The organism is Cyanobacterium sp. T60_A2020_053 (assembly GCA_015272165.1).
Classification (GTDB): domain Bacteria; phylum Cyanobacteriota; class Cyanobacteriia; order Cyanobacteriales; family Cyanobacteriaceae; genus Cyanobacterium.
Genome location: JACYMF010000098.1, coordinates 50,753 through 68,359 on the forward strand (window position 1 = coordinate 50,753; position 17,607 = coordinate 68,359).

Sequence of the window (17,607 nt, forward strand, 5' to 3'; positions counted from 1 at the left end):
TATAAATATTTTCCAGAAAATCCATGTTTGATAATGTTTGCAAATTTTTAGCAGAAAACTATAGCGAAGACTTTGCCCAATGGTTATTAGGCTATAAAGTGACTTTAACAGAATTGAAACCCACAGAATTATCATTGCAACCCATTCGGGCAGATTCTCTCATTTTATTACAATCAGAAAACCTCGTTTTGCATTTGGAATTTCAGACGGGCGCTGATGAAACAATGGCATTTCGGATGATTGATTATCGATTGAGAGTATATCGCCGTTATCCCCAAAAGCAGATGAAACAAGTAGTTATTTACTTGCGAAAAACAAGCTCCGAATTAACACAACAAAATAATTTTCGCCTAGAAAAAACTTACCATGAATTTGATGTCATTAGACTTTGGGAGCAACCGCCAGAATTATTGATGAATCAGTTAGGTTTATTACCTCTAGCGGTGCTATGTGAAGTAGAAAATCCTAAAATAGTATTAACTCAGATAGCTCAAACTATCAAACAACAATCGGATACCACGACAAAAAATAATTTGTTGGCAATATCAAGCATTCTGGCTGGATTAGTCTTAAACGAAACAACTATCAAACAGATATTAAGGAGTGACATTATGCGAGAATCTGTAATTTATCAAGAAATACTCCGAGAAGGTAAACTTGAAGGTAAACTCGAAGGCAAACTTGAAGGTAAACTCGAAGCAAAAATAGAAATAGCCCAAAATTTGCTCAGGAATCAAATGACCATTGCCCAAGTCGTTATGTTTACTGGTTTACCTCAAGACTCTGTGGAGGAGTTAGCACAAAATTTAATCAATGAAATATAAAAAATGGGGTGGGTAATGCCCACCAAAAAAAGAAAATCAGCAAGATAACACTCAATAATCAATGACACAATTATCAGCAAGAGAAATCACCCTCGGTTATCAACAAACTGAAATCATCAAAAATCTTACTCTCGAAATACTCCGTCGATTTATTTGTGGCAGAAAAAATATGATCGCAATTATGCTGATTCATGGCTTAGTTGTTTAATGAATACCATCTCCTTTGCGACTTTGCGGGAGAAAAAAAAGTAATTTCGCAAGATAAATCCCTCTAGCGTTCAAAAAAAACCATCAATTCCTTATCATAAGAACAATGTCAGCCTAATTAAGAAACTTTCTTAATACTGTTCAATTATTGTGAGGAGTTGCAGTTAGCTAGATGAAATTAAACAAGTATTCCCAACATTTTTTAGTATCGGGCTTCATAATAGCTTTTATGGCTACCCCCGCTCAAAGTGAGGAATCGGAAAATAAGGCGCTTAGGTTAAGTGAGATTGAATCTGTTTCTCAAGAAGCACAGTTACTTTTAAGTCAAAATGTAATACAAATCAGGGGTATTAGCATAGAACCATCAGAAACGGGATTACAAATTATCCTTGAAACCGACACCCCCACAAGTTTACAACCATTAATCTATTCTGAAGAAAATACCCTCGTTATTGAGGTTTTAGATGGGATTTTAGCAGAGGAGTTTAGGGTAGAAAACCCCAGTAACGACATCACAGAAATTAGGGCGACTTCCTTTGATTCCAAATCTATCAGAATTACCGTCACGGGTACAACAGGAATACCAACGGCTCAGGTTATCCCTTCTGAAACTAATTTAGTATTGGGGTTGACGGCTGGAGATACGGCCACTTCCGAGGTAGAAATTGAAATTGTGGCAACCCAAGAAGGGCAGGAAGCTTTGATACTTATAGAGGTGCGATCGACCTTACTGGTCCGCTCACTGATGATAAAAAGGTACTTTATCGTTTGAACTTTGTTGGAAAAAACACAGGAAGTTTTCTTGACAATTTTGATCGAAGACAGTTTACTATTGCGCCTTCAATCTCTTGGCAGATTAGCGACAACACCAACCTAAAGCTATCTGCTGAATACATCAATATTTCTGGCTCCTATGGACAAATGGGACTTCCAGCAAGGGGGACGTTCTTGCCTAACCCTAATGGCAAAGTCCGCTTAAGTACCAACTTGAGTGAACCTTTTGACAGAGATAATGTGAAGTCGTTCCGAATCGGATATGACCTTGAACACAAATTTAATGACAATTGGCAGATGCGTAGCGTTTTCGATATTGCTTGGCTCGAACAGGACAGGATAATCGTATTCCCCCTTGGGCTAGAAGCGGACAATCGGAATATGAGACGGGGGGCTAACATAAGTCCAATCGATGCTAGAAATATCACTTTTGACAACTACCTTGTCGGTAAATTTGCTACAGGCAGTATTCAACATCAGTTACTCGCTGGGTTTAATTATGCTCGAACAGACCAAAAATCGATCGAATCTCCTGGTTCGGGCTTTGACTTGGCTCCTATAGATATTTTCAATCCTGTTTATGGTCAACCGTTTGGAGCACCGTCTAGCTTTCGTTTCGAAGGAGAATCTAGTTCAAATGCCTATGGTTTTTACATTCAGGATCAAATTTCTCTAACAGATAACTTCAAGGTGCTTTTAGGAGGTCGATTTGACATTGCCAATCAGCGTATTGTCAATAATTACCCCACTGATGGTTCTGCCCAACAAGAAGTTTTCAGCCCCAGAGTTGGCTTAGTCTACCAACCCATTCCTGAAATTTCTCTCTATGCTGCCTATGGACGCTCTTTCACACCAGTTACCAATGTATTTGAAGATGGAACCATATCCCAGCCTAAGCGCGGTACGTTGTATGAAGTGGGAGTTAAAGCAGATATAACCAATAATATCTCGGCAACTTTAGCATTTTACGATCAAGCTCGAACCAATATCCGAACCGAATATCCAAGCAATCCACTGCGGACAATCCAAGTGGGCGAACAAAAGAGCCGAGGCATTGAATTGAACATTGCAGGTGAAATTTTGCCAGGATGGAACGTTGTTGCAGGCTATGCCTACACCGATGCTCGTGTTGCCAAAGACAACAGTTTTCCCGTCGGCAATCGCATCAATGGGGTCCCCGAAAACAGCTTTAACCTCTGGACAACATACAAGTTTCAAGAGGGTGATCTAAAGGGCTTAGGATTTGGTTTAGGGCTATTTTACCAAGGAGAACGTCAAGGAGATTTAGCTAATACTTTTCAGCTTCCTAGCTACCTTCGTACAGATGCTGCTATTTTCTATGAGCGCGATCGCTTCCGAGCAGGTCTAAACTTCAGGAACCTTTTCAACATTGAATATTATGAATCAGCGTTTAACATCAATCGGGTGTTCCCTGGTGCGCCCTTTGAAATACAAGCAACCGTTTCCTGGCGGCTTTGATGCAATTTTAGCTTAACCCATTTTGGCAGTTATCCTAAATCTAATCCGATAGTGACTCTTTCCAAAAATTTGGATTTTCCCTATGCTCAAGAGAATTTGTAATTTAATTATACTGTTTGTATTTGTTGGTCTAGCTATTATTTTCACTCAAAATGGCGGTAACCAATCTATAAATACTCCAACCAATGTTAGTCGATTATCCTTTGGTACTGACTGTCGAATGGTAAAACACACAATGGGGGAAACGTGTGTCCCCAAAAATCCTCAGCGTGTTGCTACTGTTTTTCATGGCACTTTAGGAAATGCATTAGTGTTAGGTGTTAAACCAATTGCCAGTAGTGTAGATGATATACAGAATCCATTTCCTGAATACTTACAAAATCAAGTGGGAGGCATACAACCATTGGGTTCTCAAAATGAACCTAATTTAGAGAGAATATTGATGGTTAAGCCTGACTTAATTCTGGCTTGGCAAAATATTCAGACAATTTATCCACTATTAGCTGAAATTAGCCCTACGGTAATCGTCCCTTGGCACGGTTCATCTGGTTGGCGAGAACAGTTTGAAGTTGTCGCTAAAGCATTAGGAAAGGAAGAAGAAGCGGAGCAAGCCTGGAAGCACTATCATCAACGAGTTAATGAGCTAAAGGTTGCTTTAGGTGATCAATACAAAAATAAAACAGTGTCTGTTGTTTTTCCATATTTACCTTCGGGATTTTTTTTGAATGCGAGCAACTCATTTATTGGTTCTATTCTTGAGGATGTTGGACTAGAGAGGCCAGAATCGCAAAACATAGGTACTCCAACAGGAAGTATTTTTATTAATTCTCTAGAAAATCTGGAGATGATAGATGGCGATATACTTTTTGTAGCAACCTTAAAAGAAGGTGAAGATGAAAGCTTTGAAGAGATCCTTGACTCTCCTTTGGCAAGAAACCTTAAAGCTGTCAAAAGTAGACAAGTATATTACGTGAATACCCTGACTTGGATTGGTTCAAACCTGCTGGCGGCTGATGCCGTCATTGATGATCTCTATAAATACCTTGTAAATACTCCTTAAAATTATGACTAAACATACTTTATTCGTCTGTAAATCTTGTCATCGTTCATCAGAACAACGCCCTGAAAATCCACCTTTTGATGGTGATATTTTCCTTGATAAAATTCAAACTTTATACCATTCAAAATTCCTCAATGATGAGATGGAAATTCGATCGATCGGCTGTTTATGGGCGTGCGATCGTGGTTGCGTTGTATCTGTGGCTAGTGCAGATAAACCCACCGTTCAGCTGAGCGTTCACGTCGAAGCCTACCTATTCACAAGGTTACCAACCAATGAAACCGCCTCTGCCCTACTTCAGTTTGGCCACTTTACACCAGAAGGGAGGAGTAGGTGAACGCAGTATAATTTATAGTATCCATTCTCAATCGCTACTCTCAATGAACATTCAACTCGTACAATCAATTAAACAAATGATATTGACATTATCACTAGAAGAGCAGAACTGGTTAAAGGAACAACTAGAAAAGAAAAGTTCTCACTATTCTCCTCAAGTCGTTGATCTAAATTGCTTTGCTGGTACCATTCAAGTTAGTCAAGATCCGCTTTCATTTCAGCATCAAATTCGGAATGAATGGACGTGATAATTACAAAATATGTCTTAGATACAAATATTGTCTTGTATCTTTTAGGTGGAGTATTGCTAAATCCCCTACCTGTTGGGGAATTTTACTTGTCTGTGATCAGCGAAATGGAAATGCTTTCTTATCCAGGACTTGACAAAGCAGAAGAATTAAGAATTCGACAATTTTTATCACAGGTGACAGTCATTGATTTGCATGAAGAATTGAAGAATACGGCAATTAGGCTTCGTAAACAGTATCGGTTAAAGTTACCTGATGCCATTATTTGCTCTACTGCTTTGACTTGTGATGCAGTTTTGCTTAGTAATGATATTCAACTAACAAAAGTCACAGAAATCAATGTTAATACCGTTCAAATTCGATCATTATAATTTTCTTGATGACTCGAAAAACACTTTTATTTTTGCCCAAATTTCGCCTTTGTAGGTTGGGTTGAGGCAACAAACACTTAACATTTTAGGGCTAAAGCTTTCTAAGGATTGAATATTATTCAACTCCTAGGAAATATTGATAGAAGGTAGAAATAGTATTATAGAAACAAAATAATCAATGTAATAAAAAATAAATATATGAAAATGATTCAAGTAAAAGGCGAAATTAAACAAGGTGAATTAAAGATAAAAACTCCATTAGAAATCACCGATGGAGAAGTTGATTTAATCATCGTAAAACAAAACCAAGAAGTAGATGAATTTGAAATTATGTGCCAATTAGGAAAGGAAAACGGTTATGATTCTAGGGAGAAAATTATGGACTTAATTCAACAAGTTAAATTAGAAATGCTTGAAGAAAAAGGAAGAATTAAGTAATGTTTAATCTTCGGCGTTTATGTCTTGATACAAATATTTATATCATTGGTATTCAAGATGCAGATTCTTCAGAAGCTCAAATATTAAAAGCCATAGGATATTTTGCTAAAGAAGATACTAAAATTACTGCTGAAATTATTTTATCCCATGAAGTTATAGACCAAGTTAGGCGTGTAGGCAAGTATTTATGGAATAAAGATAAAGCAGGTTTTGCCATTGGTTTAATTTGGTCAAGATTAAATTTTCATTACGTTGATGTTGACTCTAGGTGGCGTGAATTATCGTCAAAAATTGTCTCGGAAAACATTATTCCTACAGAAGATGTAGAAATTTACTTAACAGCTAAATTAGGTTTATGTGATTGTTTTATTTCATCAAATCGAGGCTTAATTAAATCTATTGCTGATTTTGAATGTTTAACTCCTATTGAATTTATTAATAAATATTTTTAATTAATAAACATTTGCTTTAAGTTTCAGAAAAAACTGAAGTGCAACTGATGATTTTAAAACTAGAGTTTAAACTTTAACTACTAATTAATTTTTTTATGACATCAAAAAATCATCCTCTTTTCAGACTATTAAAATACAGCAAAAACTATCAAAATCAAATTACGATCGCCACTATTGCCACTATTCTCAATAAAATTTTTGACCTCGCACCATCCTATTTAATTGGGGTAGCAGTGGATGTAGTAGTAGAACAAGATGATTCTCTTATAGCTAAATTTGGTATTACTGACATTATTGGACAATTGGCAATTTTATCCTTCTTAACTTTACTGATTTGGACACTAGAATCAGTATCGGAGTTTATTTACGATCGTCTTTGGCGCAACCTTGCTCAAACTTTGCAACACGAACTAAGGCTTTCTGCCTATAGCCACTTACAAGAATTAGAACTAAACTACTTTGAAGAACGCTCAACAGGGACATTGCTCTCAATTTTAAACGACGACATCAACCAATTAGAGAGATTTCTCGATTCTGGGGCGGCGAGTATCTTGCAATTTATCACCACAGTTTTAGTAGTAGGTGGTTCATTTATACTGATAGCTCCAAAAGTGGCATGGTTAGCCATTTTACCTATACCCTTTATCTTATGGGGATCATTAGCATTTCAAAAAAGACTCGCTCCCCGTTATGCCGATGTACGAGACAAAGCTGGATTGATTAATAGCCGTTTAGCCAATAATCTGTCAGGGATTGCCACTATTAAAAGTTTTACTGCCGAAAATTACGAACGAGAACGTGTCTCATGTGAAAGTGAAGCCTATCGCCGTAGTAACCGCCGTGCAATCGCGCTTAGTGCCGCTTTTTTCCCCTTAATTCGTTTGGTGGTAGTGACGGGTTTTATCGCTACTTTGTTTTTTGGTGGGGTTGCGGTGGCAAATAATCAGTTAACGGTAGGAACTTATGGTTTTATGGTGTTTATAGTACAACAATTACTGTGGCCTTTTGCTACTTTGAGTGCGATCATGGATCAATATCAACGGGCTATGGCTTCCATTAAAAGGGTGATGAATTTGCTAGATACCCCCATTGCCATTCCTACGGGGAATCATTCCTTACCATTAACAACGGCACGAGGAGAGGTGAAAATTGATAATATTACTTTTGCCTATAACAATTACACTAATGTTCTCAAAGATTTATCATTACATATTCCATCGGGGGTAAATATCGGCATTGTGGGGGCAACAGGTTCGGGAAAAAGTACCTTAGTTAAACTATTGCTGAGGTTTTATGAAGTGCAACAAGGACAAATTTTGATTGATGGTATTGATATTCAAGAGTTACAAGTAGGGGAATTGCGACGATGTATCGGTTGGGTAAGTCAGGACGTATTTTTATTTCATGGTAAGGTAGGGGAAAATATTGCCTATGGTAGTTTTGATGCTACTCAGGAGGAAATTATCGATTCTGCCAAGTTAGCACAAATCCATGAATTTATCTTACAGTTACCCCAAGGATACGATACCATTGTGGGTGAAAGAGGGCAAAAGCTCTCAGGAGGGCAAAGACAGCGCATTGCCATCGCCCGAGCTATTCTTAAAATCCCCCTATTTTAATCTTAGATGAAGCTACTTCAGCAGTGGATAATGAAACGGAGGGCGCTATCCAAAAATCTTTACAAGTAATTACTAAAGATAGAACAACTATTGCCATCGCGCATCGTCTTTCTACTATCAGGAATTGCGATCGCATTTATGTCATGGATAAAGGGCAAATTGTAGAGCAAGGAAAACATGAAGAATTATTGGCATTACAAGGGATTTATCATCATCTTTGGACAGTGCAATCTGGCTTGTAAGCTAAGACGCATTTAACTTACCGTTTCTACCAACAAGGAGTTTAAGAGGGCAAATCATCATCTAATTTAAGTTTCTGTCAAAACTAAATCAGGAACAAAAACAGGTAAATCAAACCAAAAAGTAGTACCTTTACCCACTTCACTAATGAGATGAATTTTACTATTATGTTTATCAGTAATATTCTTCACAATAGATAAACCCAAACCAGTACCTTCAAGGGTATGCACTCTATTTTCTACTCGAAAAAAGCGATCAAAAATAGCTTCTTGATCTTCTTTAGCAATGCCAATGCCAGTATCTGATACTTCTACCCTAACATGGGATATGTGTGAAGGGCGCCCTTCACCGTGCATCACACCATAAGCTCTAATGATGATTTTACCTTCTTCAAGAGTAAATTTCAAGGCATTACCCACCAAATTAGTAAATACCTGCAACAGTAAATCATAATGTCCCCAAATCGGCGGTAACATAGGCTCAATTTCGGGGATTAACTCAATATTTTTATCTCTGGCATAAAGCCGATAAGTCCTTAAAGTTTGCTCAATAAGTTGCTGTAAATCCAACGCCTGAAACTGATATTGACGCTCTGACTCTAACTTTGACAAATCTAACACATCATTAACCAATCTCGTTAACCGATCCGTTTCGTGGTTGGCTGTTTGTAAAAATTCGATTTTTTCATCTTCACTTAAATCATCTCCATATTCTGCCAATGTTTCAATGAAAGATTTTATATTAAATAAAGGTGTCCTTAATTCATGGGAAACATTACTAATAAACTGACTTTTTGCTTCATTTAATTCTACTTCCTTAGTAATGTCTTGAATCGTCATCACAATGCCCTTTAAATTTTCCTTACTTTGATCTAAAACTTGAGTAATTAAAATTCTCAAAGTATGCTGATTAGGTTCTTTCAAACTAACCCTAAACTCTCCTTTATTTGGCGACAAATTATAAATTTCCTCCTCCAAAGAAATATTGTGCAAAGGTTTTTGTAACTGCTCACAAATTTGAGAAGGTAAATACTCTAATAAATTATGGCCAATAACTGTTTTTTCTTCCCAATTAAACATTTTTTTAGCAGTAGGATTAACCAACATTAATTTAAGTTGAGAATCTAATAAAATTGCCCCATCAGCGATAGTAGCAACCAGAGTTTCTAACTTAGCTTTTTCTGCTGTTAACTCCTCGATATTTTGTTCTTCAAATTTTTCTAACCTCTCCGCCATCTCATTAAAACTAAGGATTAACTCCCCCAACTCGCCTCCTAAAGGTAAATCAATTCTCTGTTTAAAATTACCCGTAGCAATATTTTTTACTCCCAACAATAACTCTTTGATAGGTTGAGTAATGGTTAAAGCATTAAATACCCCTCCCAAAATCACCATTGCCCAAATAGAAATAAACACTGCAATAGTAACATCTCTGGTTAAATTAGAAGAAGCTACCAGCGTTGGATTTGGGTTAATACCAATAGCCAGCGCCCCTAAATATTCATCATCACTAACCAATGGTACAAATACATCAGTTACTTTACCATCTGGAGTGAGATGTTGTCTTACTAAAGGCATACTTGTACTATGGCTATATTCTTCAGGTAGTTCTAATTTACGTTGTATCGTAAGGGAATTTTTAACCTCACTTTGGGAAAAAGGAATGCCAAAAAAAATGTCTCCTTGAGTATCAGCGTAAATAATATAGCGCACGCTAGAAGTACTATGATAAAAGCGCCCTGAAAAACGAGCTACCTCCGTCAAGTCATTTTCAGCAATCAAAGGCGCAACGTTACTGGCAAGGAGAAGCCCTAAATCTCGACCAAAACGAGTATCGTTAAGTTGTGCTTCCTGTTGAATAGAATTAACTGCCCAAAAGGTTAAACTACTCATGACGAGGGATACCACGAGAGTGGCAGTCGCCATTAATTTGGTTTGTAATGTAAATTCTGACCACCAGCGCCCGATAATTTCTTTGATAAATTGCACCTTTGTTACTTGTTTATGATGAGAAGATTTAATGAATTATAAAACTGATGTTACGCAAAATAGAATTAATTGTTGGTGTCAGGTGTCGGGTGTCGCGGTGTTAGGTTAAAGAATTGACAAGAAACTTATGTTTATTGATCTTTTTCTTGTACAAGAGTCTATGGAGGGAAGGGTTTTAAACCTGAAACCTGCTACCTGCTACCTGAAACCTCCCTTAACTTAACATTTGAATCAGTGCGTAACGTGAGTTATGAAATATAAATGATTAACACCTGTTACTTAATACCAGTAATCTAACCATGAATCAATTAAGTTTATTCGATTTAATACCCAATAATTATCTTAACAATTTACATGATCATAGCCTTATCGCTGGAGTTGATGAAGTGGGCAGAGGATGTATTTTTGGGGAAGTGGTGGCAAGTGTCGTCGTCATGCCTCTAAAAAATATCTCACTGTTAAAAGACATAGGGGTTGATGATAGTAAAAAATTAACTCATCAGAAAAGAGTGACTTTAGTTCCGAAAATTAAAGCCCTTGTAACTGAAGTACAAATTGCTAAAGTAGATGCCCAGACTATTGATCAAATAAACATTTTACAGGCTTCTTTACTAGCGATGAAACTGGCAATTAATCAATTAAAGATTTCTCCTCAACTATGTTTAATCGATGGTAACTTTACGATTCCTCAACTCAATTACCCTCAAATTCCTATTATTAAAGGTGACAGTATCTCCCCCCTCATCGGTGCTGCTAGTATCATCGCTAAAGTTTATCGAGATCAATTAATGTTAGAGTATAGCGCCCTTCACCCTGAATATGACCTCGCTCATAATAAAGGTTATCCTACTGCTAAACATCGACGGGCGCTGAATCAATTTGGCATTACCCCCCATCATCGTCTCTCTTTTTCCCCCGTTGCTCTTTCTTTATCTTCCCTCCCTTAAAAAATGAGAAAATTAAGTATTTGTGTAAAGAAAAGTAACAAACAAAACTAAACATTAATTATAACCTACGGGGATCAAGGACTTTAAGCCTACTTAAGTGGTATCTTGTCTATTTTATTAGAAATAAGGTAACGAAATATTACAAAATCACTCATTTCCGTTTTAGGTATCTTATACTAATGATAGGTAAATCAAATCAATACCGTGAATTTTCTGTATGGAAAAAACAGTTTTAAACGGTTTTTGTTGTCGTATTAATAAGGAGTATGAAAAGAATGCAAATATCTAATTCTGGCAGTTGGCAGGGTAACTATGTATGGGCAATGGCTAAAAGTTTCTTAATTTGGACTTTAACTTTGACAGTTTGTTTCCTCGTGGTAGGATTTCCCGTGGTCGTTGTATTAATGACTGTAGGGGTATTGGGCGCCGTAGTATTGCAATCTATCTTACCCACTAGCGCCATTGTAGTGGTATCAGGAAGCCTATTAGGTAGCATGGGTATAGCCATTCTTTTCAGTTCCCTGATTTTAACCTTCAAAGGAATCCATCCCCATGACGTACAGTGGTTGGGCTGGTTACAAGATGATGCGAAAACCATAAAAAACCCTCTCTATTCTTCTTGCCCCTTAACTTGTGACATTATCAAACAATAATAATCAGTAACAAAATTGAATAAAAATATAATTAGGGCGTAGTTATACTGCGCCTATTTTTTTATCAAAAAAAAACTCCCTAAGTAGCCTTACGGGGAGTCAAGAAATGATGAACCTGTTTACATAATTTAACTTCAGTACCTCGCTTATTCCACAAAACTCGGTCAAAAATGTGATGTAACAAACATAAACCTCTACCATTGAAAGAATCTTCGGGAGGCAGTGAATTATCATCGCACTTACACTCAGCAAAACCGTGACCTTGATCACAAATTAACCAAGAATATTCTCCTTTACGATAGGCAAATTTAACTACCACCGGTTTACTAGGATCAAGATTATTCCCATGTTTCGCCGCATTTACTAAGGCTTCTTGTAAACCCAAGCGCACCTCCGTATGTAAAGAGGAAGGAATTTTACTAAGAAGTAAATCTAGTACAGGGCAAAGGTACAAGGTGGAAGGAAAACTGACAGTTTGCCAATTTTGATGATAATGGAGAGGCATTGAAATGGAAATCATGTTTTTATCTCCCAATAATTAATGACGAAAAAGCCTAAAACCGTTTTTAAAATTGCGGTATTATTGGCAGTATATTGAGATTGACATAGCGGTTAAAAAATACTTCAGTTGACATGATTATTTCTATTTTAATGTAATGCTAAATTAATACTAACAAATAAGTTTTATTCCTAATTAAACTCAGCAAAGAAGGATGTTTATTAAGCCACGAAGATTCATTATTTAATATTTGCGTATTTACACTGACACTTTAATCATATCATAAATTTGAAGTAGCCCTGCTTTAAAAGCAGGGGATTTTCAAAGTCAGGATCAAAATTGATTTGTTTTTGACAAGAAGACAATATAAGGATGATCCCCCCCAACCCCCCTTAAAAAGGGGGGAGATTCAGGGAGACAGGAGGATTTTTTACTATTAATTGATTTATTAGTAGTTAAAAACCTCTGAATTTCAGATTATTGGCTAGTTTGAGAAACTAACATTTTTGAGAATGAAAACGCCCTGCTTTAAAAGGAGAGAAGATCGAGGATGCTTCGTTCCTGTTCAATGAAAGGGACAAAAAAAAGCCCTAACATTCACAAAGAATATAGGACTTCAATTTATGACAGTAACAATAAAACTAAACTATTTTTGAATTTTGGGGGGTTCACGAAAAGCAATAGCAAAGAATAATACCGCAATTGCCATGGCTAAAACCAAAATATAAGCAACACTTTCCATAATAAATTCCTCTGTGAATGTTTACTTTGAATGAAAAAGTAATAACTAGGGTCATGAAACCCTAGCTATTAAATGATTAAGCAGACTCGGTACTACGACGAGTGGATTTATCACCCACTTTCTGGAATAAGCCCCATTCTACTTGTTCAGGGTCTAAATCAGGATCGACACCAGCAAATACGTCACGGAAGAGGGTACGGGCACCGTGCCAAATATGTCCGAAGAAGAACAACAAGGCAAAACAAGCATGACCGAATGTAAACCAACCACGGGTGCTAGTACGGAATACCCCATCAGAATTAAGGGTTTCAGTATCAAACTCAAAAGGTTCTCCTAATTGAGCTTTACGAGCATAACGTTTCACATCGAGAGGATCGCTAAAACTTTGACCATCTAACTCACCACCGATGAAAGAAACAGTAACGCCAGTTTGTTCCACACTAAGGGCTGATTCAGCACGACGGAAAGGAATATCAGCGCGCACCACACCATCAGCATCACTGAGGATAACGGGGAAAGTTTCAAAGAAGTTAGGTAAACGACGAACGGTTAACTCTCTGCCTTCTTTATCTTTAAAGACAGGATGTCCTAACCAGCTTTGGGCAATACCATCACCTTTATTCATAGCACCAGTACGGAACAAACCGCCTTTAGCTGGACTGTTACCGACATAATCATAAAAGGCTAATTTTTCAGGAACAGAAGCCCAAGCCTCAGCAGGGGTAGCACCATCAGCAATGGCACGTTGTACACGGTTTTGAATTTCCTGTTGATAGTATCCTTGATCCCATTGATAACGGGTAGGACCAAATAATTCTACGGGGGTAGTGGCGCTACCATACCACATAGTTCCAGCGACGATGAAAGCAGCGAAGAAAACGGCGGCAATACTGCTAGAAAGTACCGTTTCGATATTACCCATCCTTAAGGCTTTATAAAGTCTTTCGGGAGGGCGCACACTGAGGTGGAATAATCCAGCAATAATACCAACGATACCAGCAGCGATATGATGTGCAACCACACCACCCGGATTGAAGGGGTTAAATCCAGCTGGTCCCCATTCGGGTGCTACAGGTTGAACATGACCGGTTAAACCATAGGCATCAGATACCCACATACCCGGACCCCATAAACCGGTGAGGTGGAATGCGCCAAAACCGAAACAGAGTAAACCAGATAAGAATAAATGAATACCAAACATTTTGGGTAAATCTAAGGCAGGTTCACCGGTACGAGAATCGGTAAAGAGTTCTAAATCCCAAAATACCCAATGCCATACGGCAGCAAGGAATAATAAGCCTGAGAGCACGATGTGAGCGATGGCTACTCCCTCAAAAGACCAAAAACCGGGGTTAACGCCGGTTTCACCAGTGATACTCCAACCACCCCAAGAACCTGTTACACCCAAACGAGCCATGAAGGGAAGTACAAACATTCCCTGTCTCCACATGGGGTTTAAGACAGCGTCACTAGGATCAAACACTGCCAATTCATAAAGAGCCATTGATCCAGCCCAACCGGCTACTAATGCGGTGTGCATTAAGTGTACGGAAATTAGGCGACCCGGATCGTTAATTACGACTGTATGTACTCTATACCAAGGTAGTCCCATTGACTACGCGCCTCCTATTGTGTAAATTGTTTTTTTTGCGTTTTATCTACGGATATTTCTTAGTTTAATATATCCTTTTCGAGGTTTTTTCATTAAGCAAGGTTAATTACTTCCTCTAAACTTTAATTTTATGGGGAGTTATTGGTGTTCAATAACTACTATTAGATAAGATTATACCATACATTTACTGATCCTTAATATGAGGCGAGGAAAATTTTGTCGATGTCAAATGAGTTAGTAAGCAAAATTCAGCGTTGCTGATTTTAAGTATGATTTTTGCTTGGAGTAGGGGATAAGGAATAGTAATAATATTTTGAGTATTATATATTTGTTGTAATTCAGTAATGTTTCATTCCACAATTAAGCAACGCCAGTTATTAAAAGATTGTATCTTCGCACCGCACCCACCGTGTCATGAATTACACGAAACTAAGGTAATTACGTTCAATGAATTGAACTAGGATTTAAACAAAAATAGTGTTAAAAAGACAAAAGGAAAAGCTGAGGAGATAGTAATTCATAATTCATAATTTATTATCCTTGTTGATTAGTTTGCCAGAGTAGCCAACTACTTAGGGATAAACCAATGAGGTTTGGTAGCCAAGCGCCCGCCACCGGGGTTAAAATACTCCCCATTGCCATCAATTCACTGATAAAGGAGAGGATATAATAAGTCAAAATCAAACCGATACAGATACCAAAACTCTTGGCTTTTCCTGCATTTTGGGGGCGAATACCCAAGGAAGCGCCCATCACCGCAAAAATAATACACACGAAGGGTAAGGCAATTTTCTTTTGTATATTAATTTCTAGCTTTCTCACTTCACCGTTATTTCCTTCTAACCTAGCTATTCGTTGATACTCTCTGGCTTGGGAAATACTCATTTCTTGATAACTTAACGGGCGCTGGGCGAAGTCGAGAGGGGCGCTGGGTAAAGCTAATTGTTGATGTTCAAATCGTACTACATTACGACTACTACCATCGGTGGCAATCATATAAATTGTGCCGTTGAAAAAATCCCAGATATTTTGTTCAATATTCCATTTTGCTTTTTCGGCGGTTAACACTTGCTTGAAGCCTTGACGGCTAAAGTCGAGAATGGTTAAATATCTCATGTCTTCCCCATTAAATTCCTCGGCATAGAATAGGCGCGCTAAACCATAATTAAATTCCCCTTGTTCATTTTCAATGTCAGCATATTCAGGATAAAGAATATTTCGCTCTTTAAAATTCGGGCGCACTTCACCCAATGCCTGTTGTAAAGTGAGATTAGCTTCTCGATGGGCGGAGGGCGCTATGACATCATTAATGACAAAAGTCATGGCAGTAACTATGAGACTGAGTATTAAAGCAGGGTTAATGAGACGATAAAGATTAACCCCAACACTACGCAAAGCAATAATTTCACTATCACTGGATAAACGACTGTATGCCATCAAAGTTGCCAACAAAATTGCCATGGGAAACGCCAAAACAATAAATTCTGGCATTCGTAACAAAAATATTTTTACCGCAATGCTGAAAAGTAAACCGGATTCAGTTACTCGACGAATGAGATCAAAAAGTGTCCCAATGGATAAACCAAGCGCAGTAAACAAACCGATACCAAATAAAAACGGAATTAATAACTCAATCAGAATATAACGATCCATGACCGATATAAACAGTTGAGAAAAATGTCTTGATTTTTTCTCCATGGGAGTTAAGCTCGAAAATTATCCCCTAAGTAGTATTGTTTCACTAAAGGATTATTATACAATTCTTCCGCAGTACCAGAAGTCAAAATTTGCCCTTCCCTTAAAATATAAGACCTTTTAGTAATAGCAAGAGTTTCTCTCACATTATGATCAGTAATCAAAATACCCATCCCTTGCTTTTTTAACCCAGCAATAATCTGCTGTATCTCATATACGGCAATGGGATCAACCCCCGCAAAAGGTTCATCTAATAATAAAAATTTCGGACCTTCTTTGCCTACCGCCAGCGCCCTTGCCAATTCCGTGCGCCGTCTCTCTCCTCCCGAAACTTGAGCGCCCTTCGTCTCTACCACTTGCTCTAAGCGAAATTCAGCGATCAACTGTTCTAGTCTCATTTGACGACTACGGGGAGAAGGGTTAGTTTGTTCTAAAACTAATTGAATATTCTCTTTGACAGTTAAATTACGAAAAATACTGGCTTGTTGAGTTAAATAACCAATACCTAATTTTGCCCGTTGGTTGAGTTTGAGGGCAGTTATATCCATGTCATCAAGGGTAACTTTACCTTCGTTAGGAGTTATTAAACCAGTAGTAATATAAAAAGTAGTAGTTTTTCCCGCTCCATTTGGTCCTAATAAACCGACGATTTCTCCTTGGGAGACTTGTAGATTGACTCGATTGACAATACATCTTTTACCGTAATATTTATGAATATTTTTGAGGGTTAATTCCATTACTGTGGATTTTCTTACTACAAGATGGATAAACAATAGACTTGTTGTGAAATAATGCCTTAAAGTGGTCAAAAACTTTGCTCTATAAAAGTTACAGACGTTTATAATTTACAATAGTCATAACCTTTACTCAGTAAAGTTTTGAGTTTTTTCTTTATGTTGCAACAACTTTAATACAATAGACTTCTCCAATAATTTACGATTGTTTCATTTATTATAAAACTTCAACGATTTTGAATTTAGGTAAATGTGTGCATTTTTTCTTTCCTGGGTAATACTTTTTTGGTTCTTCTTTACTAATTTTCTCATAATCAGTCGTCTTGATTTTCAAGTTTAATCCATTATCTCTAGCAATCACTGTATTTATTACTGATAATCCCGTTATCTTTTTACTGAAGATGTCGAATAAACTATATCCCCCCATTACACTCGAAATATTATGACTATCGCTTAATATTGGTATCTAATAAATTCTGGGGCTACAGAATTTTTTCAGTTAATAAATTAAATTCTTAATTACCACACCAAAATATAACTATATGAACTACGCATTTCCGCTACGCTGAGAAATGCGTTTCTGACGCTTCTTCGCCCCAAGTTGCCTCATGCTTCCGCACTCAGTAGAGCTTGGCGACTCTGCGTCTAAAGAGGCACGTTCCATACCCCTGATATAGTTTTCTATGACC

At 37.5% G+C, this 17,607-nt stretch carries 17 protein-coding genes and 1 pseudogene; 12 read left to right on the forward strand and 6 right to left on the reverse strand.

The features are described from left to right. Nucleotides 1-23: 23 nt before the first annotated feature. From IGQ45_13210 to IGQ45_13255, 10 genes and pseudogenes are all read left to right on the forward strand, one after another. A complete protein-coding gene (locus IGQ45_13210; protein ID MBF2058136.1) occupies nucleotides 24-824 on the forward strand; it encodes an Rpn family recombination-promoting nuclease/putative transposase in 801 nt (266 codons plus the stop codon). A 61-nt stretch (nucleotides 825-885) separates the two neighbouring features. After that, nucleotides 886-1,032 (forward strand): hypothetical protein, encoded by a 147-nt coding sequence (locus IGQ45_13215; GenBank protein ID MBF2058137.1) that lies wholly within the window; start codon nucleotides 886-888, stop codon nucleotides 1,030-1,032. A gap of 228 nt (nucleotides 1,033-1,260) precedes the next feature. Continuing rightward, a complete protein-coding gene (locus IGQ45_13220; GenBank protein MBF2058138.1) occupies nucleotides 1,261-1,803 on the forward strand; it encodes an AMIN domain-containing protein in 543 nt (180 codons plus the stop codon). Continuing rightward, the gene (locus IGQ45_13225; protein MBF2058139.1) at nucleotides 1,752-3,284 is read left to right on the forward strand and encodes a TonB-dependent siderophore receptor; all 1,533 of its coding nucleotides are present in this window, start codon (nucleotides 1,752-1,754) and stop codon (nucleotides 3,282-3,284) included. The genes IGQ45_13220 and IGQ45_13225 overlap by 52 nt, the downstream gene beginning before the upstream one ends. A 235-nt stretch (nucleotides 3,285-3,519) precedes the next feature. Beyond that, nucleotides 3,520-4,344: an iron-siderophore ABC transporter substrate-binding protein gene (locus tag IGQ45_13230; GenBank protein ID MBF2058140.1), complete on the forward strand. Its 825-nt coding sequence runs from the start codon at nucleotides 3,520-3,522 to the stop codon at nucleotides 4,342-4,344. Nucleotides 4,345-4,348: 4 nt separating this feature from the next. Continuing rightward, a complete protein-coding gene (locus IGQ45_13235; GenBank protein MBF2058141.1) occupies nucleotides 4,349-4,681 on the forward strand; it encodes a DUF1636 family protein in 333 nt (110 codons plus the stop codon). Between the two features lie 237 nt (nucleotides 4,682-4,918). Further along, nucleotides 4,919-5,299: a type II toxin-antitoxin system VapC family toxin gene (locus IGQ45_13240; protein MBF2058142.1), complete on the forward strand. Its 381-nt coding sequence runs from the start codon at nucleotides 4,919-4,921 to the stop codon at nucleotides 5,297-5,299. Nucleotides 5,300-5,497: 198 nt separating this feature from the next. Next, nucleotides 5,498-5,737: a hypothetical protein gene (locus tag IGQ45_13245; protein MBF2058143.1), complete on the forward strand. Its 240-nt coding sequence runs from the start codon at nucleotides 5,498-5,500 to the stop codon at nucleotides 5,735-5,737. Next, nucleotides 5,737-6,189, forward strand: coding sequence for a hypothetical protein (locus IGQ45_13250; GenBank protein MBF2058144.1), 453 nt, complete (start codon nucleotides 5,737-5,739; stop codon nucleotides 6,187-6,189). Before IGQ45_13245 ends, IGQ45_13250 begins: the two co-directional genes overlap by 1 nt. A 95-nt stretch (nucleotides 6,190-6,284) precedes the next feature. Then, nucleotides 6,285-8,050, forward strand: a pseudogene (locus tag IGQ45_13255) (ABC transporter ATP-binding protein). A 66-nt stretch (nucleotides 8,051-8,116) separates the two neighbouring features. Here IGQ45_13255 and IGQ45_13260 read toward each other — a convergent pair. After that, on the reverse strand, nucleotides 8,117-10,036 hold the full coding sequence (locus tag IGQ45_13260) for a HAMP domain-containing protein (protein MBF2058145.1): 1,920 nt from the start codon (nucleotides 10,034-10,036) through the stop codon (nucleotides 8,117-8,119). A gap of 299 nt (nucleotides 10,037-10,335) precedes the next feature. On the opposite strand from IGQ45_13260, the gene IGQ45_13265 reads away from it, so the two are divergent. Next, nucleotides 10,336-10,983: a ribonuclease HII gene (locus tag IGQ45_13265; GenBank protein MBF2058146.1), complete on the forward strand. Its 648-nt coding sequence runs from the start codon at nucleotides 10,336-10,338 to the stop codon at nucleotides 10,981-10,983. A gap of 275 nt (nucleotides 10,984-11,258) precedes the next feature. Then, on the forward strand, nucleotides 11,259-11,636 hold the full coding sequence (locus IGQ45_13270; GenBank protein ID MBF2058147.1) for a hypothetical protein: 378 nt from the start codon (nucleotides 11,259-11,261) through the stop codon (nucleotides 11,634-11,636). A gap of 79 nt (nucleotides 11,637-11,715) precedes the next feature. On the opposite strand, the gene IGQ45_13275 is transcribed toward IGQ45_13270, so the two are convergent. From IGQ45_13275 to lptB, 5 genes are all read right to left on the reverse strand, one after another. After that, on the reverse strand, nucleotides 11,716-12,156 hold the full coding sequence (locus tag IGQ45_13275; GenBank protein ID MBF2058148.1) for an ATP-binding protein: 441 nt from the start codon (nucleotides 12,154-12,156) through the stop codon (nucleotides 11,716-11,718). 625 nt (nucleotides 12,157-12,781) lie between these two features. Continuing rightward, nucleotides 12,782-12,877 carry a photosystem II reaction center protein T gene (locus tag IGQ45_13280; protein MBF2058149.1) on the reverse strand — a complete coding sequence of 32 codons (96 nt, stop codon included), beginning with the start codon at nucleotides 12,875-12,877 and terminating at the stop codon, nucleotides 12,782-12,784. A 76-nt stretch (nucleotides 12,878-12,953) separates the two neighbouring features. Further along, nucleotides 12,954-14,489 carry a photosystem II chlorophyll-binding protein CP47 gene (gene psbB, locus IGQ45_13285; protein MBF2058150.1) on the reverse strand — a complete coding sequence of 512 codons (1,536 nt, stop codon included), beginning with the start codon at nucleotides 14,487-14,489 and terminating at the stop codon, nucleotides 12,954-12,956. Between the two features lie 534 nt (nucleotides 14,490-15,023). Next, nucleotides 15,024-16,187 carry an LptF/LptG family permease gene (locus IGQ45_13290; protein MBF2058151.1) on the reverse strand — a complete coding sequence of 388 codons (1,164 nt, stop codon included), beginning with the start codon at nucleotides 16,185-16,187 and terminating at the stop codon, nucleotides 15,024-15,026. Nucleotides 16,188-16,192: 5 nt separating this feature from the next. Continuing rightward, nucleotides 16,193-16,921, reverse strand: a complete 729-nt coding sequence (lptB, locus tag IGQ45_13295) for an LPS export ABC transporter ATP-binding protein (GenBank protein ID MBF2058152.1) — start codon at nucleotides 16,919-16,921, stop codon at nucleotides 16,193-16,195. Between the last annotated feature and the right edge of the window lie 686 nt (nucleotides 16,922-17,607).